This is a genomic window from Pseudonocardia sp. ZF1, assembly GCF_056835605.1.
Genome location: NZ_JAJNBY010000001.1, coordinates 1656067 through 1680212 on the forward strand (window position 1 = coordinate 1656067; position 24146 = coordinate 1680212).

General features: G+C 74.7%; 24 protein-coding genes. 11 read left to right on the plus strand and 13 right to left on the minus strand.

Annotated features, from left to right (window positions below; genetic code table 11):
- The first annotated feature begins 3 nt into the window (after positions 1–3).
- The 7 genes from ispG to map all read left to right on the plus strand — a co-directional run bounded on the left by ispG (position 4) and on the right by map (position 6547).
- Positions 4–1161: a flavodoxin-dependent (E)-4-hydroxy-3-methylbut-2-enyl-diphosphate synthase gene (gene ispG / locus ZF1_RS08225; RefSeq protein ID WP_174565920.1), complete on the plus strand. Its 1158-nt coding sequence runs from the start codon at positions 4–6 to the stop codon at positions 1159–1161.
- A gap of 45 nt (positions 1162–1206) precedes the next feature.
- Positions 1207–2040: a GNAT family N-acetyltransferase gene (locus ZF1_RS08230; RefSeq protein ID WP_251784821.1), complete on the plus strand. Its 834-nt coding sequence runs from the start codon at positions 1207–1209 to the stop codon at positions 2038–2040.
- Positions 2041–2141: 101 nt separating this feature from the next.
- On the plus strand, positions 2142–2852 hold the full coding sequence (locus ZF1_RS08235) for a CPBP family intramembrane glutamic endopeptidase (protein WP_482636917.1): 711 nt from the start codon (positions 2142–2144) through the stop codon (positions 2850–2852).
- Positions 2853–2891: 39 nt separating this feature from the next.
- A complete protein-coding gene (locus tag ZF1_RS08240; protein ID WP_208822458.1) occupies positions 2892–3338 on the plus strand; it encodes a MarR family winged helix-turn-helix transcriptional regulator in 447 nt (148 codons plus the stop codon).
- 52 nt (positions 3339–3390) lie between these two features.
- Positions 3391–5223 carry a penicillin-binding transpeptidase domain-containing protein gene (locus tag ZF1_RS08245; protein ID WP_482636918.1) on the plus strand — a complete coding sequence of 611 codons (1833 nt, stop codon included), beginning with the start codon at positions 3391–3393 and terminating at the stop codon, positions 5221–5223.
- Positions 5224–5280: 57 nt separating this feature from the next.
- Positions 5281–5664: a DUF3054 domain-containing protein gene (locus tag ZF1_RS08250; RefSeq protein WP_224403194.1), complete on the plus strand. Its 384-nt coding sequence runs from the start codon at positions 5281–5283 to the stop codon at positions 5662–5664.
- Positions 5665–5689: 25 nt separating this feature from the next.
- Complete coding sequence (gene map, locus ZF1_RS08255; protein WP_073578284.1) at positions 5690–6547, plus strand: type I methionyl aminopeptidase; 858 nt, start codon at positions 5690–5692, stop codon at positions 6545–6547.
- Positions 6548–6571: 24 nt separating this feature from the next.
- Here map and ZF1_RS08260 read toward each other — a convergent pair whose 3' ends face one another.
- From ZF1_RS08260 to ZF1_RS08290, 7 genes are read right to left on the minus strand one after another with little or no spacing between them, the layout of a single operon-like run.
- A complete protein-coding gene (locus ZF1_RS08260; RefSeq protein WP_178376828.1) occupies positions 6572–7036 on the minus strand; it encodes a peroxiredoxin in 465 nt (154 codons plus the stop codon).
- A 32-nt stretch (positions 7037–7068) separates the two neighbouring features.
- A complete protein-coding gene (locus ZF1_RS08265) occupies positions 7069–7878 on the minus strand; it encodes a DUF1295 domain-containing protein (RefSeq protein ID WP_405418587.1) in 810 nt (269 codons plus the stop codon).
- Positions 7875–9272, minus strand: a complete 1398-nt coding sequence (locus ZF1_RS08270; RefSeq protein ID WP_482636919.1) for a class I SAM-dependent methyltransferase — start codon at positions 9270–9272, stop codon at positions 7875–7877. The genes ZF1_RS08265 and ZF1_RS08270 overlap by 4 nt, the downstream gene beginning before the upstream one ends.
- Before the next feature lie 11 nt (positions 9273–9283).
- Entirely contained in the window at positions 9284–10591 is a 1308-nt protein-coding gene (locus ZF1_RS08275) for a class I SAM-dependent methyltransferase (protein ID WP_482636920.1), read from the minus strand.
- Entirely contained in the window at positions 10588–11364 is a 777-nt protein-coding gene (locus ZF1_RS08280; protein WP_208822470.1) for a DUF1365 domain-containing protein, read from the minus strand. The genes ZF1_RS08275 and ZF1_RS08280 overlap by 4 nt, the downstream gene beginning before the upstream one ends.
- Positions 11361–12668, minus strand: coding sequence for an NAD(P)/FAD-dependent oxidoreductase (locus tag ZF1_RS08285; RefSeq protein WP_476654154.1), 1308 nt, complete (start codon positions 12666–12668; stop codon positions 11361–11363). Before ZF1_RS08285 ends, ZF1_RS08280 begins: the two co-directional genes overlap by 4 nt.
- A complete protein-coding gene (locus tag ZF1_RS08290) occupies positions 12665–13393 on the minus strand; it encodes an alpha/beta hydrolase (protein ID WP_405418581.1) in 729 nt (242 codons plus the stop codon). The genes ZF1_RS08285 and ZF1_RS08290 overlap by 4 nt, the downstream gene beginning before the upstream one ends.
- A 352-nt stretch (positions 13394–13745) precedes the next feature.
- On the opposite strand from ZF1_RS08290, the gene ZF1_RS08295 reads away from it, so the two are divergent.
- A complete protein-coding gene (locus tag ZF1_RS08295) occupies positions 13746–14555 on the plus strand; it encodes a lysophospholipid acyltransferase family protein (protein ID WP_226355786.1) in 810 nt (269 codons plus the stop codon).
- A gap of 3 nt (positions 14556–14558) precedes the next feature.
- Here the strand turns inward: ZF1_RS08295 and ZF1_RS08300 are convergent, their stop codons facing one another.
- Positions 14559–15950 carry a mycothione reductase gene (locus ZF1_RS08300; RefSeq protein WP_405418579.1) on the minus strand — a complete coding sequence of 464 codons (1392 nt, stop codon included), beginning with the start codon at positions 15948–15950 and terminating at the stop codon, positions 14559–14561.
- Positions 15951–16004: 54 nt separating this feature from the next.
- Between ZF1_RS08300 and ZF1_RS08305 the strand changes: the two genes are divergently transcribed.
- A complete protein-coding gene (locus tag ZF1_RS08305; RefSeq protein ID WP_482636921.1) occupies positions 16005–16469 on the plus strand; it encodes a GNAT family N-acetyltransferase in 465 nt (154 codons plus the stop codon).
- A gap of 7 nt (positions 16470–16476) precedes the next feature.
- On the opposite strand, the gene ZF1_RS08310 is transcribed toward ZF1_RS08305, so the two are convergent.
- Positions 16477–17409: an SCO6745 family protein gene (locus tag ZF1_RS08310; RefSeq protein WP_482636922.1), complete on the minus strand. Its 933-nt coding sequence runs from the start codon at positions 17407–17409 to the stop codon at positions 16477–16479.
- 188 nt (positions 17410–17597) lie between these two features.
- On the opposite strand from ZF1_RS08310, the gene ZF1_RS08315 reads away from it, so the two are divergent.
- The gene (locus tag ZF1_RS08315) at positions 17598–18026 is read left to right on the plus strand and encodes a LapA family protein (protein ID WP_178376818.1); all 429 of its coding nucleotides are present in this window, start codon (positions 17598–17600) and stop codon (positions 18024–18026) included.
- Positions 18027–18071: 45 nt separating this feature from the next.
- On the opposite strand, the gene ZF1_RS08320 is transcribed toward ZF1_RS08315, so the two are convergent.
- The 4 genes from ZF1_RS08320 to yaaA form a co-directional block, all read right to left on the minus strand.
- Positions 18072–19859, minus strand: coding sequence for a DEAD/DEAH box helicase (locus tag ZF1_RS08320; RefSeq protein ID WP_482636923.1), 1788 nt, complete (start codon positions 19857–19859; stop codon positions 18072–18074).
- A 247-nt stretch (positions 19860–20106) separates the two neighbouring features.
- Complete coding sequence (locus tag ZF1_RS08325; RefSeq protein ID WP_482636924.1) at positions 20107–21033, minus strand: RIO1 family regulatory kinase/ATPase domain-containing protein; 927 nt, start codon at positions 21031–21033, stop codon at positions 20107–20109.
- A gap of 247 nt (positions 21034–21280) precedes the next feature.
- The gene (locus tag ZF1_RS08330) at positions 21281–21751 is read right to left on the minus strand and encodes a hypothetical protein (protein ID WP_482636925.1); all 471 of its coding nucleotides are present in this window, start codon (positions 21749–21751) and stop codon (positions 21281–21283) included.
- Between the two features lie 38 nt (positions 21752–21789).
- Positions 21790–22539, minus strand: a complete 750-nt coding sequence (gene yaaA / locus ZF1_RS08335; RefSeq protein WP_405418574.1) for a peroxide stress protein YaaA — start codon at positions 22537–22539, stop codon at positions 21790–21792.
- Positions 22540–22816: 277 nt separating this feature from the next.
- Here yaaA and ZF1_RS08340 point away from each other — a divergent pair, with 277 nt between their 5' ends.
- A complete protein-coding gene (locus tag ZF1_RS08340; protein ID WP_405418573.1) occupies positions 22817–24127 on the plus strand; it encodes a bifunctional o-acetylhomoserine/o-acetylserine sulfhydrylase in 1311 nt (436 codons plus the stop codon).
- Positions 24128–24146 lie beyond the last annotated feature (19 nt).

Genomic DNA, 24146 nt, shown 5'->3' on the forward strand with positions numbered 1-24146 from the left:
GTCGTGAGCGTCTCCCTGGGTATGCCGTCCGCGCCCGCGCCGACCCTGGCCCCGCGCCGGAGGACGCGGCAGCTGCAGGTCGGCCCGGTCGGTGTCGGATCCGACCACCCGATCTCCGTCCAGTCCATGACGACCACCCTGACCTCCGACGTCAACGCGACCCTCCAGCAGATCGCCGAGCTGACCGCGGCCGGCTGCGACATCGTGCGCGTCGCCTGCCCGTCCGCCGACGACGCCGAGGCCCTGCCCGCGATCGCGCAGAAGTCGCAGATCCCGGTGATCGCCGACATCCACTTCCAGCCCAAGTACGTGTTCGCCGCGATCGAGGCAGGCTGTGCCGCGGTGCGGGTGAACCCGGGCAACATCCGCAAGTTCGACGACCAGGTCAAGGAGATCGCGCAGGCCGCGAAGGACCACGGCACGCCGATCCGGATCGGTGTCAACGCGGGCTCGCTCGACAAGCGCCTGATGGAGAAGTACGGCAAGGCGACGCCCGAGGCGCTCGCCGAGTCGGCCATGTGGGAGGCGGGCCTGTTCGCCGAGCACGACTTCCACGACATCAAGATCTCGGTCAAGCACAACGACCCGGTCGTCATGGTGCGGGCCTACGAGCTGCTCGCCGAGCAGTGCGACTACCCGCTGCACCTGGGCGTCACCGAGGCCGGGCCCGCGTTCCAGGGCACGATCAAGTCGGCCGTCGCGTTCGGGGCGCTGCTGCGCCAGGGCATCGGCGACACCATCCGGGTCTCGCTGTCCGCGCCGCCGGTCGAGGAGATCAAGGTCGGCCAGCAGATCCTGGAGTCGCTGAACCTGCGCCCGCGCAAGCTGGAGATCGTCTCCTGCCCGTCCTGCGGTCGGGCCCAGGTCGACGTCTACACCCTCGCCGACGAGGTCACCGCCGGTCTGACCGGCATGGAGGTCCCGCTGCGCGTGGCCGTCATGGGCTGCGTCGTCAACGGTCCCGGCGAGGCGCGCGAGGCCGATCTCGGCGTCGCCTCCGGCAACGGCAAGGGCCAGATCTTCGTCAAGGGCGAGGTCATCAAGACCGTCCCCGAGCACAAGATCGTGGAGACGCTGATCGAGGAGGCCATGCGGCTCGCCGAGGAGATGGGCGAGAGCGTGGACGGTGTGACGGGTGAACCGCAGGTGACCGTCGGCTGAGCGAGTGCCGGTACCGGACGGGCGTCGGCGTGGCATCATGAACCCGTGCTGAGGGTGGCCGGAGCACGGCTTCTCGACGATCGTCACCGCTCCGGGGTGCACGACGTGCTCGACGCCGACCCGGTCGCCGCGTGCATGGTCGCCTCCCGTATCGAGGCGGTCGGCCTCGACCCGTGGCGGCTGGGCGGTGAGCTGTGGTCCCACGGGGCCCCGGCGGACGGTCTGTGCTTCTCCGGGGCGAACCTGGTGCCGCTGCGCGGTGACCGGGCGGCGCTGCGTGCCTTCGCCGACCGGGCCCGCCGGGCCGGACGGGTGTGCTCGTCGCTGGTGGGGCGGGCCGAGCTCGTCCTGCCGCTGTGGGAAGAGCTCGCACCGGGCTGGGGCCCGGCCCGCGAGATCCGGCCCGACCAGCCGCTGATGACCCTCGAACGGCCGCCCATGATCGCGCCCGACGCCCGGGTGCGTCCGGTCCGGATCTCCGAGCTCGACCGCTACCTGCCGGCCGCCGTCGCGATGTTCACCGAGGAGGTCGGCGTCGACCCCCGGGAGGGCGACGGCGGGGCGGGCTACCGGGCCCGGGTCGCCGAGCTGATCACGTCCGGGCGGGCGTTCGCCCGGTTCCACGACGGTGAGGTCGTGTTCAAGGCCGAGATCGGCGCCCTGTCGCGCACCGTCGGCCAGATCCAGGGGGTCTGGGTGGACCCGGCCTGGCGCGGGCACGGGCTCGGCACGGCCGGGACGTCGGCGGTCGCGGTCGCGCTCGCCGGGATGGGCCGCTGCGCCAGCCTGTACGTCAACGCCTTCAACGCCCCGGCCAGGGCCGCGTACCAGCGGGTCGGGTTCGTGCAGGTCGCGCGGTTCGCCACCGTCCTGTTCTGACCACGATCGGGTCGCGGTGCTTGACCGTGCCGCAACGGCACGGTGTCGACTCGGCCGTGGCCGCGGACATCCGCCGCGCCACCACGAGCAGGGAGGTCGTCGTGTCCCGTTCCAGCTCCGCGTCGCCGGTCGTCACCGGGACCGGTCCGCGCCCGGGGTGGGTGGAGGTCGTCGTCGGCCTGGTCGTGCTGGCCGCCGTCGCCTACGGGGGCGGACCGCTGGTGCTGCGGACCCTCGACCCCGGTCCGCTCGCCGGGGGCCTGTTCCTCGCGGCGCTGTCGGGGATCGCGGGCATCGCCGGGTTCGCCGCGGCCATCGCGGTCCGGCGTCGCCCGCTGCCGGAGTTCGGCGTGCGGGCGACGTCCATGCGCTGGCTGCTGCTCGGCGCCGCCGGGGCGGTCCTGGCCTTCGTCGTCAGCCGGCTGCTGGTGGTCGGGATGGTCGCGCTCGGGATCGAGCCGGAGAACATCCAGGGCGCCTACGCCGACGCGGGCAGCGGCGGGGCCTGGTCGGTGGCGCTGTCGCTGCTGTTCCTCGCGGTGCTGACACCGCTGGGGGAGGAGCTGCTGTTCCGCGGGGTGGTCACCTCGGCGCTGCTGCGCTACGGCGCCGTCGTCGGTGTGCTGGGCAGTGCCGTGGTCTTCGCGCTGGCGCACGGGCTGAACGTGGTGTTCCTGACGGCGCTGGTCGTCGGGCTGGTCGCGGGTGAGCTGCGACGACGCAGCGGCTCGGTGTGGCCGGGGGTGGTCACCCACCTGGTGCACAACGCCATGGCCCAGGTCGTCGCGCTGGCGTTCGCCGGGGTGCTGTGAGCGACGGGCAGCTACCAGGCGCCTGATAGCGTCCGGTCCGTGCCCGACGAGGACGTGCCGCTCTGGGAGCTCATCCGGACGGCCCACGTCGTCGCCCGGGGATTCCACCGGGTGTTCGCCCGGGCCGGCCTGACCGCGACCGGCTTCGGCGTGCTCGCCGAGCTCGCCGACCGCGAACGGACGGGCGGGCCGCCGCCGTCGCAGGCCGAGCTCGCCCGGATCGTGCTGCTGCGCCCGCAGAGCGTGGGGGAGCTGGTCACCGACCTCGTCGCCCGTGGCCTCGTCCGCCGCGACGGGCCGGGCGGCCGTGGGCGCCGCGCCGGTCTGGAGCTCACCGACGACGGCCGCGCCGCGCTGCAGCGTGCCCGGCCGCTGGTGCAGGAGTTCACCGCGCCGGAGGCCATCGGGCTCGACCGGGACCGGACCGCCGAGCTGACCGCGATGCTGCGGACCGTGCGCGAGACCCTGGCCGCGGCGGAGGACTGACGGGGCGCCCGGACACCCGGGCCTCACACCGGGCGCGGCATACTCGCTGATCGTGATCGCCACCCTGCGGAAGCGCCCCCTGGTCCTGGCCGCCGCGATCGTCGTGCTCGTCGCGGTGGGTGTCGTGGTGGCGCTGCTGCGCCCCTGGGGAGGTGCCGGGACGACCGCCGAGCGGTACGTCACGGCCTGGGCCGCGGGGGACGCGCCGGGTGCGGCCGTCTACACCACGGACGCGGAGACGGCGGGCGCCTACCTGCAGAAGTCCCGCGACGACCTCGCCCCGGCCGGCATGACCGCCCGGGTGACCGGCACCCGCACCGACGGCGACCGCGCGACGTCGACGGTGGAGGTCGCCTGGGACCTGGGGCAGGGCCGGGCCTGGAACTACACCCTGGACCTGCCGCTCGTCGCCGCCGACGACACCGCGGGCAACGACACCGGCTGGGCGGTCGCGTGGTCGCCCGCCGCGTTCGCGCCGGGCCTCACCGACGGCCAGCGCCCGGTGACCCGCACCGTGACCGCCGCCCCGGCGCCCGTCCTCGACGCCGGCGGGGCCACGCTGCTCGCGCCCACCCCGGTCGTCACCGTCACCCTGGACAAGGCGCAGGTCGGGCAGGCCGCGGGTGGGCTCGGCTCCGCACTGGGCACGATCGACCCCGCGATCACGGCGTCGAGCATCACCGCGGGCGCGAACGCCGTGCCGGACGGACAGGCCTACACCGTCGTCGTGCTGCGGGAGCCCGACTACCAGCGGGTCCGCGACCGGATCTACGACCTGCCCGGCGTCCGGTTCGTGTCCTCGACGCGGCTGCTGCCGCCCGACCAGGGCTTCGCGGGGCAGCTGATGCAGGGCGCCCGCGCCGACATCGAGAAGGCCGCCGGCGGGACGCCCGGCTGGTCGGTCGACGTCGTCGGCGCCCGCGGCGAGACCGTCCGCTCGGTGGCCGGGCAGCCCGCCGGGCCGGGGAAGCCGGTCACCCTGGAGCTGGACCGCACCGTGCAGGACGCGGCGCAGGCCGCCGTCGACGCCGACTCCAAGCAGGCCATGATCGTCGCGATCCGGCCGTCCACCGGGGCGGTGCTCGCGGTGGCGCAGAACGCGGCCGCCGACCGCGACGGCGCGCTGGCCCTGACCGGCCGCTACCCGCCCGGCTCCACCTTCAAGATCGTCACCGCGTACGGGGCGATGCCGGCGGAGAACCTCACCCCGCAGTCCCCGGTCGAGTGCCCCGGCACCACCGTCATCGACGGGCGCACCATCCCCAACGAGGACTCCTTCGTGCTCGGCACCGTGCCGCTGACCGAGGCGTTCGCACAGTCCTGCAACACCACGTTCTCCCGGCTCGCCCTCGGCCTGCCCGCCGGCGGCCTCCCGGACGCCGGGAAGGCGCTCGGCTTCGGCGCGGACTGGAAGATCCCCGGGATGACGACGATCACCGGTACCGTCTCGCCCGCGACCGACGACCTGCAGCGGGCCAGCGACGGCTTCGGACAGGGCGACGTCCTCGCCTCCCCGTTCGGCATGGCGCTGGTGTCGGCGACGGTCCAGCACGGCGCGCCCGTCACGCCGTCGCTGATCCGCGGGGCGACGACCGAGGCCGCCGTCGCGCCGGGCACCCCGGACCGCGCGGTGCTCGACCAGCTGCGCCCGATGATGCGCGCCGTCGTCACCTCCGGGACGGCGCGGGCCGCCGCCGGGCAGGGCGAGGTGTACGGCAAGACCGGCACCGCCGAGTACGCGGGCCCCGACGGCGGCAACCGCTCGCACGGCTGGTTCACCGGTTACCGCGGTGACCTGGCCTTCGCCACCCTCATCGTCGACGGCGGGTCGTCCGGGCCCGCGGTGCAGATGACGGCGCGCTTCCTGGCGGGCGTCCCGCGCTGAGCGACCGGCCGGGCGGCGGCGGGACGGCGTCGTGCCGGGCGCCCTACCCTGGTCGTCGTGCACCCCAGCCGGATCCCCGCCCTGGCGTTCGTGGCCGACCTCGTCGCCGTCGTGGTGTTCGCCGCCATCGGGAGGCTGAGCCACGCCGAGGCCGACAGCGTGCTCGGCCTGCTCGGCACCGCGCTGCCGTTCGCGCTGGGGGTCGCGGCGGCCTGGGCGACGCCGTGGGTGCGGTCGGCGCCGGCGTCGCTGCGCGCCGGGGCGGTCGTGCTCGCCGGGGCCGTGGTCGTCGGGCTCGTGCTGCGGCTGGGGTTCCTGGGGCGGCTGCCGCTGTCGTTCGCGGTCGTCGCGACGATCTCGCTGGCGGTGCTGCTGCTGGGCTGGCGGGGGATCTCCGCCGCCGTCGCGCGGATGCGGGCCCCGCGCACCCCGACCCGCTGAGGGCCCCGGACGTACGATGGGGGTCATGTCGACCCGCACGCTGCTCGTCCCCGGTACGCCGACCCCAAGTCGCGAGGTGCCGTCGCACATCCCGCGTCCGGAGTACGTCGGCAAGCCGGCCCCGGCACGCAGCCGCCGCGGCGACATCCAGACGCCCGAGACGATCGAGCTGATGCGCCACGCCGGGAAGATCGCGGCCCAGGCGCTGCAGCTCGCGGGGGAGACCGTCCGCCCCGGCATCACCACCGACGAGATCGACCGCGTGGTCCACGAGTTCCTCGTCGACCACGATGCGTACCCCTCGACGCTGGGCTACCGCGGCTTCCCCAAGTCGTGCTGCACCAGCCTCAACGAGGTCATCTGCCACGGCATCCCGGACACGACCGTCATCGACGACGGCGACGTGCTCAACGTCGACGTCACCGCGTTCGTCGGCGGGGTGCACGGCGACACCAACGCGACCTTCCTCGCCGGTGACGTGTCGGAGGAGGCGCGGCTGCTCGTCGAGCGCACCCGCGAGGCCACGATGCGCGCCATCAAGGCCGTCCGCCCCGGGCGTGAGCTGAACGTCGTCGGCCGGGTCATCGAGTCCTACGCCAAGCGCTTCGGCTATGGCGTGGTCCGCGACTTCACCGGCCACGGCATCGCCCACGAGTTCCACTCCGGGCTGGTCGTGCTGCACTACGACCAGCCCGACGTGCACACCGTCCTCGAGCCGGGGATGACCTTCACCATCGAGCCGATGATCACCCTCGGCGGCATCGACTACGACACCTGGGACGACGACTGGACCGTCGTCACCAAGGACAAGTCGTGGGTCGCGCAGTTCGAGCACACCATCGTGGTGACCGACGACGGCGCGGAGATCCTGACCCTGCCCTGAGGCGGGGCCGCCCGGCGTGTGCGGTCAGGCGGCGGCGCGCTCGCGCAGCAGGGCCAGCGCCTCGTCGGCGTGCTTGTTCATGTCGGTCTCGGACCCGATCTCGGCGAGGACCGCGCGGTCCGGGCCGATCACGAACGTCTTGCGGCGGGTGTGGAAGTTCCCCGGGAGCCAGGCGCGGTAGGCGCCGAAGGACTTCGCGACGGCGTGGTCGGCGTCGGACAGCAGCGGGAACCCGAAGCCGTTCGCGGCGGCGAACATGTTCTGCTTGTCCGGCCGGTCCGAGGAGATCCCGACCGGCTGCGCGCCGACCTCGGCGAACTCGGCCGCGAGGTCCCGGAAGTGGCAGGCCTCGGCCGTGCAGCCACCGGTCATCGCGGCCGGGTAGAAGAACAGGACGACGGGCCCGGCCGCCAGCAGGTCGGACAGCCGGCGCGGTGCGCCGGCCTCGTCGGGCAGCTCGAAGTCGGTGGCGGTGTCGCCGACGGCCATGGTGTCTCCTCGGGTCGCGGGTGCGGGGTGGGTCAGGAACGTGGGGGCAGCGGGAGGAACCCGCTGGTGCGGCGGACGTAGTCGGCGTAGCCGGGGCGCCGGTCGGCGATGTCGCGTTCCAGCAGCGCCGCGCCGGTGCCCTTCATCAGGTTCGCCGTGATCACGGCGACCCCGACGAGGCCGATCAGCCCGGCCGGGTGGTGCAGGGCGAGGATGCCCAGGCCCCACCAGACGCAGGCGTCGCCGAAGTAGTTGGGGTGGCGGGTGAACCGCCACAGCCCGCGGTCCATCACCTCGCCGCGGTTCGCGGGGTCGGCGGTGAACCGGGCGAGCTGGGCGTCGCCGACGGACTCGAAGGTGAACCCGACCGCCCAGACGAGCACGCCGAGCACGGTGACGGCGACCAGCCATCCGGCGGCCGCGGTGCCGTACTGGGCGACCTGCACGGGGAGCGAGACGACCCACATCACCGCGCCCTGGGTGAGGTAGACGCGCCGGCCGATCGAGCCGCGCTCGCGCAGGTCGACGTAGCGCCGGTCCTCGGGCTTCCCGTGGTTGCGCCGCGCGATGTGGCGGGCCAGCCGCCCGCCCCACACCGCGACGAGCACGACCACCAGGGCGCGCCGCCAGCCGTCGCCGGTCGGGTCGAGGGCCGTCGCGGTCACCGCGGTGACGAACGCGACCCACACGAACCCGAGCCCCCAGACGACGTCGACGCCGTCGTGCCGGCCGCGCCGCACGCCGATCGCGTACGCGAGGGCCATGAGCACGGCGACGGCGACGGCGGTGACGCCGAGGTTGACGGCCCACGCCGCCCAGGGGAACGGGTTCACCCCGGTCATGCTGTCGCGGCCGGCGACGGCGCGCCCGCCGGGGCGGACCCGACGGCCGGGTCGAGCCCCAGGATCCCGGTGCGGCTGCGCGGGAGCCCGGAGGTGCCGTCGGCACCGGGGCGGACCGTGAGGATCTGGTGCACGCCCATCCGGTTCTCCTCGAACGCCAGCGCGGCGCCGGCCAGGTACAGCAGCCAGATCCGCCACTGCTCCTCGCCGATCATCCGGACCGCGGTGTCGCGGTGCGCCTGCAGCGTCTCCAGCCAGGGCCGGACCGTCCACACGTAGTGCTCGCGCAGCGAGTGCACGTCGACGATCTCGTGCCCGGCCTGCTCCAGGAACCCGAGGGTCTCACCGAGCGGGCGCATGTACATGTCCGGCGCGACGTAGGCCTCCATGAACGCGCCGCCGGCCGGTGCGGTGTTCGCCCCGACCGACCCGCGCGACATCTGCTGCAGCAGCAGGCGTCCGTGCGGGCGCAGCATGCGGTGCAGCTGTGCGGCGTAGACGCCGTAGTTCTCCTGCCCGACGTGCTCGCCCATCTCGATGGAGGACACGGCGTCGAAGGGCTGCTCGGAGATCTCGCGGTAGTCCTGCAGCCGGATCTCCACCCGCTCGGACAGCCCCGCCCGGCGGACGCGCTCGACGCCGTAGTCGCGCTGCTGGGCGGACAGGGTCACGCCGGTGGCGTGCACGCCGTAGTGCTCGGCCGCGTGCACGAGCAGCGAGGCCCACCCGCAGCCGACGTCGAGCAGCCGCATCCCCGGCGCCAGGCCGAGCTTGCGGCAGATCAGGTCCAGCTTGTCGCGCTGGGCGTCGACCAGGGTGTAGCCGGGCCCCTCGTCGCGGGTCCAGTAGCCGCACGAGTAGGCCATCTGCGGATCGAGCAGGAAGGCGTAGAACTCGTTCGACAGGTCGTAGTGGTGGCTGATCGCGTCGCGGTCGCGGCGACGGCTGTGCCGCCGCCCGCCCAGCCGGGCCTCCGACGCCGGCGGCCGCGGCGGGGGGCCGACGGCGCCGAGCCGGGCCGCGGTGCCCAGCGCACCCAGCTTCTGACGCAGGTCGAGCGTCGCCGAACCGGTCCCCGGCTTCGCGGTGCCGATGCTCGCTCCGCCTGCGCTGCGCGAGAGCGCCCAGAACCGGGACAGCCCGTCGGCGACGTCCCCGTCCACGGACAGGTCGCCGGAGACGAACGCGCGGGCCAGGCCGAGCTCGCCCGGCGCCCACAGCAGCCGGCGCAGGGCGCGGCGGCGGTTCACGATCACCGTCGGTGGGTTCGGGTCGTCGGGGGTGCCGGTGCGGCCTGCCTCGCTGCCGTCCCAGGCGCGCAGCCGCACCGGGAGCGGGGCGCCGAGGACGTCCTCCAGGAGCGAGGTGAGGCGCTCCGCGGGGGTGGTGGTCATGAGGGCACCTCTCAGAAGGACGGGCGGCGCTGCAGCGAGAACTGGACGACGTCGAGGTAGCCGACGCGGAACCCGGCCTCGCAGTAGCCGAGGTAGAACTCCCACATCCGCCGGAACGTCTCGTCGAAGCCGAGTGCCTCGACCTCGTCCCACCGCGTGAGGAAGCGGGTGCGCCAGTGGCCCAGGGTGCGGGCGTAGTCGTAGCCCAGGCTCCGGCGCTCGGCGACGCGCAGCCCGCCGGTGTGCCGGGCGAGGTTGTCCTCGATGGCCTCGACCGACGGGATGATCCCGCCGGGGAAGACGTACTTGTGGATCCAGGTGTAGTCGTTGCGGGCGACCATCATCCGGTCGTGCGGCATGGTGATCGACTGCAGGCCGACCCGCCCGCCCGGCTTGAGCAGCCGGTCCAGCGCGGCGAAGTACGTCGGCCAGTACTCGACGCCGACGGCCTCGATCATCTCGACCGACACGACGGCGTCGTAGGAGCCCTGGGCCTCGCGGTAGTCGCGCAGCAGCACCTGCACCCGGTCGGCCACGCCCGCCTCGGCGAGCCGCGCCTCGGCGAGGGCCTTCTGCTCCTGCGAGATCGTCAGCGTGGTGACCCGGGCGCCGCGCTGCGCGGCCCGCGTCGCGAGCCCGCCCCAGCCGGTGCCGATCTCCAGCACGTGCATCCCGGCCTCGACGCCCGCCATGTCCAGGATGCCGTCGATCTTGCGTTCCTGGGCGAGGACGAGGTCGTCGGAACCGTCGGCGAACCAGCCGGCGGAGTAGGACATGGTGTCGTCGAGGAACAGCGCGAACAGCTCGTTGGACAGGTCGTAGTGGCGGTGGATGTTCTCCCGCGACCCCTCGACCGAGTTGACCTCGGCGGTGGGCCGGCGGGCCTCGGCGAACCGGCGGCCCAGCCGCTGCAGGGCGGGCGGCACCAGCGTCGACAGCCGGGCGGCGAACGGGGTGAGCAGCCCGGGCAGGTCGGTGGTCGTCCAGTCGCCGACCATGTACGACTCGCCGAACCCGATCTTGGAGTTCGCGCCGAGCCGGTGGAAGAACGCCGACGGGCGCTCGATGCGCATGACCGGCGAGGTCGGGCCGCCCGCACCGAGCCGCTCCCCGCCGGGGAACACCACCCGCACCGGCAGCGACCGGACCGCGTTGCGGAACAGCGACTCCGCGATCCGGGCCTTGGCCGGAGCCACGGGCGGTGTCGCCAGACCGGGCCACACACCCTCGTTGGGGCGGGGCACGGCGTGCCTACGGGGCCGGGCGCCGCGCACGCCACCGGGGGTGGGCACGGCGATCCCGTCGTGCTGCATGGTCATCGCGTGACCCCTTCCTGGTGCTGATCCTGTGTGGAGTGTTCGTCGGGGAGGCCCGCGCGGTTCTGTGGTGGCCGGGCCGGTTTCGGCACGACCGGCAGCTTCGTCCACAGCGCGATGCCGTGGCGCCGGATCAGCGCCGCGGTCCGCTGGGTGACCAGTGGGCGGCGCAGCACCGTGCGCGCCACCTGCCGGGTGGTCGCGGGCCTGCGGATCCCGGCCAGGGTGGCGACGAAGGCGGGCGCACCGTCCTGGTGCAGCGTGATCGCGATGCCGAGCCGGTCGTCGGGCTCGGGCAGGCGCATCGTGTAGTGGCCGTCGACCGTGAGGAACGGCGAGACGTAGAACTCCTTGTCCACGCCCGCCCGCCCCGACGGGTCCGGGTGCAGCAGGTAGCAGTGCCGCTCGCCGTAGGTGTTGTGCACCTCCGCGACCACGCAGGCGAGCGTGCCGTCGGCGCGGTGGCACCAGAACACCGAGATCGGGTTGAACACGTAGCCGAGCACCCGGGCGTGGGCGAGCATCAGGACCCGGCCCCCGGCCAGGTCGATGCCGTGCGCGGCCAGGTAGGTGTCGACGTTCTCCCGGATCCCGCGCTCCGGGTCCCCGAGGTGGTCGCGGGCGTCGAAGCGGGCGAACGGGCGCAGCCAGAACGGCAGCCGCGGCAGCGCGTCCAGGTCGACGAGCCAGTAGTAGATCGAATGCGAGAACGCCGTCTCCAGGTCGCGCCTGCGGGCGTGACGGACCTCGGCGTCGTAGAGCGCCGGGGTGCTCACCAGCTCACCCCGAGCGCGCGGGCGGCGCGCACGCCCGAGGCGCAGCCGTCCTCGTGGAAGCCCCAGCCGTGGTAGGCACCGGCGTAGGCGGTGACCGGGGTGTTCAGCTCCGGCAGGCGGCGCTGGGCGGCCACCGATTCCGGCGTGTACACCGGGTGCTCGTAGGTCATCCGCGCGACGACGGCGTCCGGGTCGATCCGCCCGGCGCCGTTCAGCGTGACCACCCAGTCGTCGGGGTCGGTGAGGCGCATCAGCCGGTTCATGTCGTAGCTGACCAGGACCGGGGCCGCGGTGCCGTCGGATCCGCCTGGCCCGCCCGTGGCGTCCGCACAGGCGGGCTTGAGGTAGTTCCAGGACGCCCGGGCGCCGGACCGGCGCGGCAGCAGCGAGGTGTCGTGGTGCAGCCAGGTCTCGTTGCGGGAGTAGGTGAACGCCCCCAGCACGGCCCGCTCGTCGGCGGTGGCGCCGTCGCCGAGGACCGCCAGCGCCTGGTCGGGGTGGGTCGCGAGCACGACGTGGTCGAACGCGGCGACGGTGTCGGCGTCGTCGCGGACCTCGACGCCCGCGGTCGAGCGCAGGACCGAGCGGACCGGCGTCGCGGTGCGCACCGCCGGGAGCTGCTTGACGACACGGTCCACGTAGGAGCGGGACCCGCCGGTGACGGTCCGCCACTGCGGGGAGCCGCCGATCCCGAGCATGCCGTGGTGGTCGAGGAAGGTGAACAGGTAGCGCGCCGGGTAGTCCAGCGAGAGCGCCGCGCCCGCCGACCACACGCAGGACACCACCGGGATCATGAAGTGCTGCACGAAGTAGCGGGAGTAGCCGCCGATCGCGAGGAACGCCCCGAGCGTCACATCGCCGGCGGACTCCTCGGCCAGGACCCGGCGTGCGTGCCGGTGGAACCGCACGACCTCGCCGAGCATCCGCAGGTAGGCCGGCCGGGCCACGTTGGAGGCCTGCGGGAACAGACCACCCAGCTTGCGGGCACCGGCGTACTCCAGCCCGCAGCCGTCGCAGCGCACCGACATCGACATGTCGGAGTCCTGGGTGGCCACCCCCAGCTCGCCGAACAGGCGCAGCAGGTTCGGGTAGGTGCGGTCGTTGTGGACGATGAACCCGGAGTCGACGTGGGTGGTCCCGCCGTCCGAGGACGCCAGCTCGTGGGTGTGGGCGTGCCCGCCCGGGCGGGCGTCGGCCTCGTACAGCGTCACGTCGTGGCTGCGGGACAGCAGGTAGGCGGCCGTCAGACCGGACACCCCGCTGCCGACCACGGCGACGGTCGGACGCGCCTGCGGTGCACTCACCTGTCAACTCCTTCGAGGGCGACCCGCAGCCCGGCCGGGGCGGGTTCCGCCATGGCGTTCGCGATGACCGGGTCACGGGGTTCGGCCCCGAGCTCGCCGAGTGCGAAACGTCGCACCAGGGCGGTCCAGTCACCGGCGCGGCGGAGCATGGCGTGGCCGTCGCCGAGCACGTCGAAGCGGGCGACCCGGTCGGTCACCGACCGGGCGCGCAGGGCGTAGGCGTAGGACGCCGCGGGGTCGGTCATCCGCTCCCGGTCGCCGTGCGCGATCAGCACCGACCGCCCGGCGAGCTGGTCGACCGGGTCGGAGCCCTCCAGCCAGGGGGCGAGCCCGCACACCGCGACGACGCCGGGTGCGCCCGCCGCCCGCAGCACCGCGCGGGCACCCATCGAGTGCCCGACGAGCACGACCGGGCGGCCCGGGTAGCGGCGCGCGAGCTCGTGGACGGCCCACTCGGCGTCGCGGTAGGCGTCCATGGCCGGGCCGTTCCAGCCCCGCACCCGGTAGCGCAGCAGGTGCACCGCGACGCCCGAGCCCGTCCCGGTCCGGTGGGCGCGCCCGCCGCGCTCCAGGGAGTGCGCGAACGGCAGCATGCGCAGCAGGGCCAGCCCGCGCCGGGCGGGCGCCGTGGAGTGCGACTTCCCGCCGTGGGCGACGAGCACGACACCGGCCGGTTCGGGGTGTCGGTCGCCGGCGTTCTCCAGCCACGGACTCGGATCGGGCACGGGGCGCCTCGCAGGGGACGGGGTGCACGGGGCACCGGGACGGTCTCGGCGCGTGTTCGTCCGGCGGCCCGGTGGTGGCCGGTCGGTGGGACCGTCCTCACATCGGGTCGGCCCGGACACGGTCCGCGACCGGTGCGTACCCGTCGACCCTAGATCGGGTCCGCAGTACCTCGCTCGTCGAGACATCTCGGCGCGCGGGGATCGCTCGAACGGGTGAGGTGTGCATCACCTCCGGTGGTCGCGGCCGGGGTGGGTAGGACCACGGACGCATCCGGTCGTGGTGAGGGGCGAAGATGGTCGCGTGCCCGGGACCGGGCGCCGCGGACGGACGGGCGGGGAGAGGACGACGACGATGGGCGTGCCACCGGAGCTGACGGTGTGGCAGAAGGTCGTGGCGACGGTGCGACGCCGGCGTCGCGGGTCGGGCTTCTGGTTCGGGCTCGCGATCGCGGTGATCTGGCCGTTCGTCGTCTTCGGGACCCGGCTGGGCTGGCGCGGCGCGGAGCACCTGCCGCGCACCGGCGGCGCCCTGCTGGTCGGCAACCACGTCTCGTTCTCCGACCCGATCTTCGACATCGCCTTCGGCACCGCGCACGGCCGGATCCCGCGGTTCCTGGCCAAGGGCGAGCTGTGGTCGGTGCCGGTGGTCAAGTGGGTGCTCGGGCACGGCGGGCACATCCCGGTGTACCGGTCGTCGAAGCGGGCGGCGGAGTCGTTCACCGGCTCGATCGACGCCCTGGAGCGCGGGGAGATCGTCGCGATCTACCCGGAGGGCACCTACACCCGCGACCCCGGGCACTGGCCGATGAAGCCGAAGAACGGCGTCGCCCGGATCGCGCTGCGCTCCGGCGCCCCGGTGATCCCGATGGCGAACTGGGGCACCCAGGACTTCCTGCCCGCCGACGGGAAGCCGACGCCGTTCCCGCGCAAGCGGGTCACGGTCGCGCTCGGCCCGCCGGTGGACCTCTCGGAGTTCGCCGGGAAGCCGCTCACGAAGACCACCCTCGACGCGGCCACCGCGAAGATCATGGACGCGGTGACCGGGCTGCTCGAGGAGCTGCGCGGGGAGACCCGCCCGGCGACGACGTACGACCCGGAGGCGCGGCCGCGTCCGGAGGCGCCCGGCGAGCCGCTCGACCCGGCCGAGCGCGCCGCCGGCTGATCCTCAGATCTCCAGGCCGAGCAGGGCGTTCTCGATGACCTCGGGCAGCGCCGGGTGGATCCAGTACTGCCCGGTCGCGATCTCGGAGACGGTCTGGCCGAACACCATCGCCTGGATCAGCTGCTGGACCAGCGTCGACGCCTGCGGCCCGAGCAGGTGCGCGCCCAGCAGTCGTCCGGTGCCCTTCTCCGCGACCAGCTTGCAGATGCCGGTGCGGTCCTCCATCGCCCAGCCGTAGGCGACGTCGCCGACGTTCTGCACCTTGACCGCGATGTCGAACCCGGCGTCGCGGGCCTCGGTCTCGGTCATCCCGACCGAGGCGATCTGCGGCTCGGTGAACACCGCGGCCGGGACGAAGTCGTGGTTGGTGGCGCGCAGGTCGTCCGGGTGCGCCAGGTTGTGCCCGACGATCTTGGCCTCGTGGTTGGCCACGTGCTTGAGCTGGTGCGGGGAGCTCACGTCGCCCAGCGCCCACACGCCCGCCGCGGACACGCTGCGCTGGTACTCGTCGACGGCGACCCGGCCGTCGGCGTGCACGGTCACGCCGCCCCGGTCCAGGTCCATCCGGTCGCCGTTGGGCATCCGGCCGGTGGCGACGAGCAGCGTGTCGGCGACGACGGTGGAGCCGTCGTCGAGGGTGATCTCCACCTCGCCGGGGCCGCCGCTGCCGTCGCCGGACAGCGCGGTGACCTGACGGCCCAGCCGGCAGTCCCAGCGGGCGGTGGCGACCTCGGTGAACCGGTCGGACAGCGTGTCGTCGAGGTGGCGCAGCAGCTTCGGTCCGCGGGCGATGACGGTGACCTCGGCGCCGAGCGCGGAGAACACGTGCGCGAACTCGGACGCGATGTAGCCGCCGCCGAGGATCGCGAGCCGGCGCGGGACGTCGTCGACCCGCATCACCGTGTCGGAGGTCTCGAACGGCACGCCGGCGTCGTGGACCAGCGGCGGGATGCTCGGCCGCGACCCGGCGGCGATGACGATCCGGTCGCCGGTGACGGTGTCGGTGCCGGAGCCGTCGGTGCGCTCGACGCCCAGCTCGCGCTCGCCGGTGAAGCGGGCGTGCCCGAAGTACACGGTGACGTTGGGGCTGCGGTCGACCCGGTAGGAGCGCCCACCGTCGGAGATCGGGTCGATCCGGCCGAACACCCGGTCCCGGATGTCGGTCCAGCGGACCTTGTCGACGGTGCCGTCGACGCCGTAGGTGTGCGCGTGCCGGATGGTCTCGGCGACGTCCGCGGCGTAGACGTACATCTTGGTCGGGATGCAGCCGACGTTCAGGCAGGTCCCGCCGAACACCCCGTGCTCGACGATCGCGACGTCGAGATCGGCGAAGCGTTCGTCGATGAAGGTGTTTCCGGAACCGGTGCCGATGACGACCAGATCATGGTGGGCCACGTCGCGAGGCTAACCGCTTCCGCGGGCCCGCGACGCTCTGGTACCCCTCTGCGGATGACCGTTCCCACACCGGCCGCGGCGACCCCGACCCTGCACCGCGACTGGGCCGCCGACCTCGACCCGGCCACCCTGTACGCGCTGCTCGCGCTGCGCACCGCGATCTTCGTCGTCGAGCAGGAGTGCCCCTACCAGGAGCTCGACGGGCGCGACCTCGAACCGCGCACCCGGCACCACTGGCTGGCCGACGGCAGCACGGTCGTCGCGACCCTGCGGCTGCTGGCCGACCCCGGCGGGGTGCTGCGGATCGGCCGGGTCTGCACCCGCGCCGACGCGCGCGGACGCGGGCTGGGGCACCGGCTGATGGACTCGGTGCTCGCCGAGGTCGGCGACCGCCCCTGCGTGCTCGACGCCCAGGAGGTCCAGGAGCCGTTCTACGCCCGGCACGGATTCGTGCCGGCGGGGGAGCGGTTCGTCGAGGACGGCATCCCGCACGTCCCGATGGAGCGCCGCCGCTCCTGAGCGGGGCTCAGCCCGCGGCCCGCTTGCGCAGGTCCGGCGGGAACTGCCCGGCGTCGATGCAGGCCTGCGACCAGCGGTCCAGGTCGGCGGTGACGCCGTCGAGGTCGTCGCCCAGCGCGGCGACCAGGTCGTCCTGGGAGGCGTCGGTGGCGGCCTCGACCCGGTCGCGGAAGCGGCGGCCGTCGTCGGTGAGGGCGGCGTCGGGCCCGGCGGAGGTGGTCAGGCCCTCCTCGGCGAGCCTGCGGGCGCCCGCGTCGGCCATGTCCTGCGGCCAGGCGCGGGTGCCGGAGTACTCGCCGAGCGGGTAGCCGACCCACAGCTCGGCGAGGACGCCCATCCGCACCGGGTCCAGCCCGGCCGCGACGGAGGCGGCCACGTGGCCGTCGCCGCGGTGCTCGCGCACCAGGTCGGCGGCCCGCCACAGCCGCCCGGCCGGATCCTGCGGACGGGGCCGGGCACGCAGGGCGGAGAACAGCGGCCTGCCCGCGCCGGACACCGCGTCGACGGCGCGCTCCAGGATCCCGGCGACCTCGGCGACGCGGCCCGCGTCGGTCTCCTCGCCGAGGACCGCGCGCAGACTCGTGGCGGTCTCGGCGTCGCGCAGCTGCTGCAGCTCCTCGACGTCGACGAGGCGCAGCGCGTCCTCCCAGGTGGAGCCGACGAACCCGGGCTCGAACACGGCGAACGCGGCGGCGACCAGCGCCCCCGGCGCCCGGCCGCCGAACGGTCCGCCGCGCCCGCCGACGTAGGCGGTGAAGAAGTCCAGGCCGCGGGCGCCGACGGCGTCGCCGAACCGGGAGGACCAGACGTCGTGCATCGCGACCGGTTCGAGCGCGTCGCGCAGCCGGCGGGCCGGTGCGCCGCCGGTCACCGCGCCGGGCACCTCGATCCCCTCCGGTGCGGCGGCGAAGAAGACCCGGACGGCCTCGGCGTGGTCCACGTGCGCTCCTCGCGGGGTTCGGCGGCGCTGCCGGCCCGACGGTAGTTCCTCGGCCGGTGGCGCACGACCGGACGGCGGGCGTGCCCCGCGCGTCGCCGTCGCCGGGACGCCGAGTGCGCGATACTCCCGCGCGTGCCCGGAACCGGAGGGTGCACGAGCGGACACGCTGGGAGAGGAAGGCGGAACGGATGAGCGACGACCGACGGGGCGGCGACTCCCCGGCCTGGGGGCGGGTCGGACCGGAGGACCCGACGGCGGACCCGGCGACCCATCCGGCGCTGCGCACACCCGACCCCACGGCCGATCAGCCGACCGTGGCGGTGCCGGTGGAGGGCGGCGGCCCGGGTTCCGAGGCCACCACCGAGAAGCGCGCGATCCCGCACACCCGCACCGGCGGGCTGTGGGCCGCGCTGATCCTCTCGGCGGTCGTGCTGATCTTCCTGCTGGTGTTCATCCTGCAGAACACCGAGCCGGTCGCGATCAACTTCCTGTGGCTGACCGGGACGCTGCCCACCGGGGTGGCGCTGCTGTTCGCCGCGATCGCCGGGATCCTGCTGGTCGCCGTGCCCGGGACGGGCCGGATCCTGCAGCTGCGCCGGCAGGCGCGGCGAGGCTGACCCGCACGGGTCGCGGCCGGGGCGCCTGCCGCGACCCGGGGGAGGTCAGCGCCGTCGGCGCGGCCGGTCGGTGCGCGCGGTCCCGCCCGCGGCCGGGCGGCGGCGGGGTGTCGGCTTCGGCGGCTTGGCGACGACGATCGGCTCGCCGGACGGCTCCCGCGAGCCGGTCACGCGGACCAGGTCCGGGTGCCCCGGGCGGACCGTCGAGACCTCGGCGGAGACCCCCGCCTGGCGGGTGAGCAGGTCCACCTCGGCGCGCTGCTCGGGCGTTGCCAGCGTCACCACGACGCCGTCCTCACCGGCCCGGGCGGTACGCCCGGCACGGTGCAGGTAGGCCTTGGGGTCGGCGGGCGGGTCGACGTGCACGACGAGCCCGACGTCGTCGATGTGGATGCCGCGGGCCGCGACGTCGGTCGCGACGAGCACCGGCACCGCGCCGGAGCGGAAGTCGTCGAGCGCGCGGTTGCGCTGGCTCTGCGAGCGGCCACCGTGCAGCGGCCCGGCGGCGACGCCCTCGCGGCGCAGCACCCGCACCATCCGGTCGGCGCCGTGCTTGGTGCGCACGAACAGGATCGTGCGGCCCTCCCGGGCGGCGATCTCGGCGACGACGCGGGACCGGTCGTCGCGGTCGACGACGAGCACGTGGTGCTCCATCGTCGCGACGCTGCCGGTCGGCGGGGCGACCGAGCGGGTCACCGGGTCGGTGAGGTGGCGCCGGACCAGCGTGTCGACGTCGCCGTCGAGGGTCGCGGAGAACAGCAGGCGCTGCCCGTCGGCGGGGGTGCGGTCGAGGATCGCGCGGACCTGGGGCAGGAAGCCCATGTCGGCCATGCGGTCGGCCTCGTCCAGCGCGGTGATCGTGACCTCGGACAGGTCGCAGGTGCGCTGCTGCAGGTGGTCGGACAGCCGGCCCGGGGTGGCGACCAGCAGGTCGACCCCGCGCCGGAGCTCGGCGACCTGCTTGTTCATCGACATCCCGCCGACGATGTCGGTCACCCGCAGGTCGACCGCCTTCGCCAGCGGCGCCAGGACCGCGACGACCTGAGTGGCGAGCTCGCGGGTCGGGACCAGCACCAGACCGCGCGGGGCGGTCGGGCGGGAGCGCTCCCCGGCCAGGCGGGCCAGCAGCGCGAGCCCGAAGGCGAGGGTCTTGCCGGACCCGGTCTGGCCGCGTCCGAGCAGGTCGCGCCCGGCGAGGGTGTCGGGCAGCGTGGCCGCCTGCACCGGGAACGGGGCGGTGAAGCCCTGCTCGGCCAGTGCCTTGGTCAGGCGCTCGGGCAGGCCCAGCTCGGCGAACGACGGCATGCCGTCCTCGGGCTCGACCCACTGCGGCTCCGGCTCCGCCTTCGGGGCGGCGGCGCGGGCCGGGGCCGGCCGCGACGCCGCGGCGCCGCCGCCACCACCGCGGCGGCCGCGGCGGGCGGCCGGACGGTCACCGCCGCGCTGCGCGGACCGGGCGGGGCCGCGGTCGACCCGGCTCCCGTCCTGGAGGTGCTCGCGACGCTCGGCGCGGTTGCCGCCGCCGTCGCCGGAGCGCTCGCCCCGGGCGGAGCGGTCCCCACGGGGGGCGCCGGAGCGCTCGCCGCGGGCGGGGCCGCCGGTGCGGGCGCCCCGGGCCGGACGCGGGGCGTCGCGGCGGTCGTCGTCGCGGGCGGGACGGTCGCGGCGGTCGTCGCCGCGGGTCTCGGTGCGGCGGTCGTCGCGCCGGGCCGACCCGCGGTGGGCGCCACCGTCGGCGGACGGCCCGGACGGGCGGGTGGCCCGCCGGCGGGCGGGACGGTCGGACGTGGCGCCGGCTTCGGACGACGGCGGGCGGAACTGCGGCCTGGTCAAGACAGGTCTCCTCGAGAACGTGGCACGTCCTGCGGAGACCTCGGGGGAGGTGTGCTCGGCCGACGGGCCCGGGCGCGGCGGCGCGTCGTCGCGGTGCGCGCTCCGTGATGGAAGGGCTCGGCCCGGCGGCTCTGGCGGCCGGGCGCTCGTCGATCCACACTACGCGCCGTGCCCGTGCTCCCCGGTGCCGGGCCGCCGGGGCGCGACGCGTGACGCCACGTCGCGCCCCGGGGAACGGCGGGGCGGGTCAGCCCAGCAGGGTGCGTTCCCGCAGCTCGGTGAGGAGCCGCCCGGGTGCGGCGGGGTCGAGCCCGCGGGCGACGAACCAGTCGCCGATGCGTCGGACGTCACGGTCCAGGAACTCCGGTCCCTGCGGGTTCCCGACGACGTCGACGACCTGTGGCAGGTCGATCAGCACCGCCCGGCCGTGGTGGACGAGCACGTTGTAGGCCGACAGGTCGCCGTGTGCCCAGCCGAGGTCGGCGAGCACGCCGAGGGCGTCGACGAGGTCGTGCCACAGCGCGGTCAGCTCGCCCGCGTCCGGGCGCAGCCCGGCGAGCCGGGGTGCGGCGCGCCCGTCGGGCGTGCCGAGGAACTCCAGCAGGACCTCGGTCCCGTCGACCGACACCGGGTAGGGCACCGGGGCGCCCGCGGAGTGCAGCCGGGCGAGCGCGGCGAACTCGGCCGCCGCCCACTGCCCGGCGATGAGGTCGCGGCCCAGCGCGGTGCGCTGCGCCATCGCCCGTGTCTCCCGGGAGCGCCGGACGCGGCGCCCCTCCAGGTAGCCGGCGTCGCGGTGGAACATGCGGTGCGCGGGGTCGCGGTAGCGCTTGGCGGCGAGCAGCACCCCGTCGTGGCCGGGGAGTCCGCGTTCGACGAGGTGCACGTCGGCCTCCTTGCCGGTCTTGAGCACCCCGCGCTCGTGGTCGACGGCGCCGGCGTCGGTCACCAGCCAGCCGGGGCGGGGGTGCGGGCCACGGGCACCGGCGGGCAGCCCGGGCCAGGTGGACCAGCGGTCACCACCGCCGGGGACCTCGGCGGTGTCGGGGTCGTGCCCGGCCCGGCCGTCCAGGGCGAGCGCGGCGGTGTCGGCGCGGCCGGGACGGAGGCGGGGCTCGTCGTCGTCGAAACGGCGGCGACGGCGGACGGGATCGGGACGGTCGGAGGAGTACACGTGCGGCTCCGGAGGCGGCAGGGAGTGCCGCGCGGAGCCGGTCCTCAGGGACCGGTCGTGCCGCGCGGCGGGGACGGTGCGGGCGGGCAGGCGCTGCGCACCCGGACACGACGGACGGCCATCGGTACGCACCTCCCCGCTCGCACCGCGCGGCCCTGCCGCGCCACCGGCCCCTCCGGCCGGTGGCGACCCTGCCGGACGCCGTCCCGGCCCGCCACCGGTTTTCCGCGCCGCGCGGGCCCTGCGCTCAGCCGAAGGCGCTGAGTGCGCCGAGCCCGATCGCGGCGAACAGCGCCGCCCACACCACGACGGCCACGACCTGCCAGATCACGACCTGGCGCCGGTCCAGTCCGGCGGCGACCATCCCGAACGCGGTCACCGAGATCGCCATCAGGGTCGGGGCCAGCAGCGACGCGACCGGGACGCCGTAGCGGTCCACCCGGGCGATCACCTTCTGCCGCCGCTCCGACGGCGGCCGCGACGCGCGGCGGCCGAGTCCCCGCCGGGCCCGGTCGCCCAGCCGCACCGCGACGACCAGGGCCAGCACGTTGCCCGCGATCGCCCCGGCGGCGGCGAGGAGCACCGGCATGCCGGTGATCGTCCCGACCAGCGTGCCCGTGTAGGACTCCAGGAACGGCACCACGCCGATCACGAACACCGCCAGGAACTGCCACACCGGGCCCACGGCGGCGACCCACAGGTTCAGCTGCTCCACCATGCCCGGATCATGCCGTATGTCCGACTCGGTGCGCGGGTTCAGGCCGGGATGACGAGATCCAGGTGGTCGCCGTCGCGCTCGACGACGTGTCCCGCCCGCCGCGCGATCCGGGCCACCGCGCCGGCGTCGGCGGGCTCGGCCCGGGAGGTCGCCAGCAGCCGGGCCAGGCCGCCCTTGTGCGACTTGTTGTGGTGGCTGACGACCGACCGACTCCCGTCCGGTCGCCGGGCCAGCACGTTCACCGTCACCGCGCCGGGGACCGTCCCGAGCGCGGCGTAGCCGCCGGAGCGGAGGTCGACGACGAGCTCGCCGTCGGCGATGCGGGCCAGCAGCGGGTCGAGCGCCGGTCGCCAGCGCGCGGCCAGGGTGCCCGAGCCGGGCAGCTTCGAGCCCGCCGAGAGCCGGTAGGGCGGGATCGGGTCGTCGGCCCCGAGCAGTCCGAACAGCGCCGAGCACACCGCGAGCCGGGATCGGGCCCGGTCCCGGGTGGCGCGGGTGAAGGAGCCGGCGTCGAGGGCGTGGTAGAGGACCCCGGTGTAGCGGTCCAGCGCGGGCAGCGTCGGGTTCGTGCGCAGCGCGGCGTTGCGGTCGATCTCGGCGTCCTGGCGCTGCGACACCTCGAGCGCGGCGCGCGCGGCCGGCCGATCGCCGGCCAGTGCGACGAGCTCGTCGCAGAGGTCCGTGCGGACGGGGCCGAGGTCGGCGTCGTGGGAGAGCGCGGCGAGGTCGAGCGGCGGGCCGTCGCCGCCGTCACGCTTGGTCTCCGAGGGCGGCAGCAGGACGAGCACGGCGCATCAGACTAGTGATCGCCGCGCGCGGCCGTTGTGCCCGCCGGGGGACCGCACTAGGTTCGGGCCCGTGACCTGCCTGGTGGCGCGCATCCACGTCGACTGCATGCGGATCACGAGCGCGGCCTGTCGCCCCTGCCGCTGACCCGCGCTCGTCCGAGGGCCCACGTACGCGTCCGCCCCGCCACAGCCCCTGTAACCGCCGCGATCGACCGACTCGGGCCCGGCCCGCCTCGGCACGCTCACACCGGCGGTCGACCCGAAGAGGAGTCCCACCGTGACCGACCCCGACACCACCGCCAACTGGTCGTTCGAGACCAAGCAGGTGCACGCCGGCGCCGCACCCGACCCGACCACGAACGCCCGGGCCACGCCGATCTACCAGACGACGTCCTACGTCTTCCGCGACACCGACCACGCCGCGAACCTGTTCGGGCTCGCCGAGTTCGGCAACATCTACACGCGGATCATGAACCCCACCCAGGACGTGCTGGAGCAGCGCGTCGCCGCGCTGGAGGGCGGGGCCGCGGCCCTGGCCGTCGCGTCCGGGCAGGCCGCGCAGGCGCTGGCGGTCCAGAACATCGCCGAGGCCGGGGACCACATCGTCTCCAGCGCCTCGCTCTACGGCGGCACCTACAACCAGTTCCACTACACCTTCCCGAAGATGGGTATCGAGGTCACCTTCGTGGAGGACCCCGACGACCTGGAGGAGTGGAGGGCCGCGATCCGGCCGAACACCAAGGCCCTCTACGGCGAGACGCTGGGCAACCCGCGCGGGAACATCCTCGACATCGCCGCCGTCGCCGGTGTCGCGCACGCCGCCGGGGTTCCGCTGATCGTCGACAACACCATCCCGACCCCGTACCTGGTGCGGCCGATCGAGCACGGCGCCGACATCGTCGTCGAGTCCCTGACCAAGTTCCTCGGCGGCCACGGCACCTCGGTCGGCGGCATCATCGTCGACTCCGGGACGTTCGACTGGGTCGCCAACTCCGCCAAGTTCCCCGGCCTGACCAGCCCGGACCCGAGCTACCACGGCGCGGTGTTCACCGACGCCGTCGGCCCGATCGCCTACATCATCAAGGCCCGTGTGCAGCTGCTGCGCGACCTCGGCCCGGCGATCTCCCCGCAGAACGCGTTCCTGATCCTGCAGGGCATCGAGACGCTGTCGCTGCGGATGGACCGGCACAACCAGAACGCCCAGGCGCTGGCCGAGTGGCTGGAGGGGCGCGACGAGGTGGAGCAGGTCCACTACGCCGGTCTCCCGTCCAGCCCGTGGCACGCCCTCCAGCAGAAGTACCTGCCCAAGGGCGGCGGCGCGATCGTGGCCTTCGAGCTGCGGGGCGGTGTCGAGGCGGGCAAGAAGTTCGTGAACGCCCTCGAGCTGCACAGCCACCTCGCCAACATCGGCGACGTCCGCAGCCTGGTCATCCACCCGGCGTCGACCACGCACAGCCAGCTCTCCGCGGAGGAGCAGCTCGCCTCCGGCGTGACCCCGGGCCTGGTCCGGCTGTCGGTGGGCCTCGAGGGCATCGAGGACCTCAAGGCCGACCTGGACGCCGGTTTCCGCGCCGCGAAGGGCGCCTGAGAGCGGATCTGATTACCTG

Coding starts and splice junctions, on each gene's coding strand:
- map (WP_073578284.1), top strand. CDS start 5,690: ATGTCGACCCGCACGCTGCTCGTCCCCGGTACGCCGACCCCAAGTCGC.
- ZF1_RS08260 (WP_178376828.1), bottom strand. CDS start 7,036: ATGGCCGTCGGCGACACCGCCACCGACTTCGAGCTGCCCGACGAGGCC.
- ZF1_RS08265 (WP_405418587.1), bottom strand. CDS start 7,878: ATGACCGGGGTGAACCCGTTCCCCTGGGCGGCGTGGGCCGTCAACCTC.
- ZF1_RS08270 (WP_482636919.1), bottom strand. CDS start 9,272: ATGACCACCACCCCCGCGGAGCGCCTCACCTCGCTCCTGGAGGACGTC.
- ZF1_RS08275 (WP_482636920.1), bottom strand. CDS start 10,591: ATGACCATGCAGCACGACGGGATCGCCGTGCCCACCCCCGGTGGCGTG.
- ZF1_RS08295 (WP_226355786.1), top strand. CDS start 13,746: ATGGGCGTGCCACCGGAGCTGACGGTGTGGCAGAAGGTCGTGGCGACG.
- ZF1_RS08305 (WP_482636921.1), top strand. CDS start 16,005: ATGACCGTTCCCACACCGGCCGCGGCGACCCCGACCCTGCACCGCGAC.
- ZF1_RS08315 (WP_178376818.1), top strand. CDS start 17,598: ATGAGCGACGACCGACGGGGCGGCGACTCCCCGGCCTGGGGGCGGGTC.
- ZF1_RS08330 (WP_482636925.1), bottom strand. CDS start 21,751: ATGGTGGAGCAGCTGAACCTGTGGGTCGCCGCCGTGGGCCCGGTGTGG.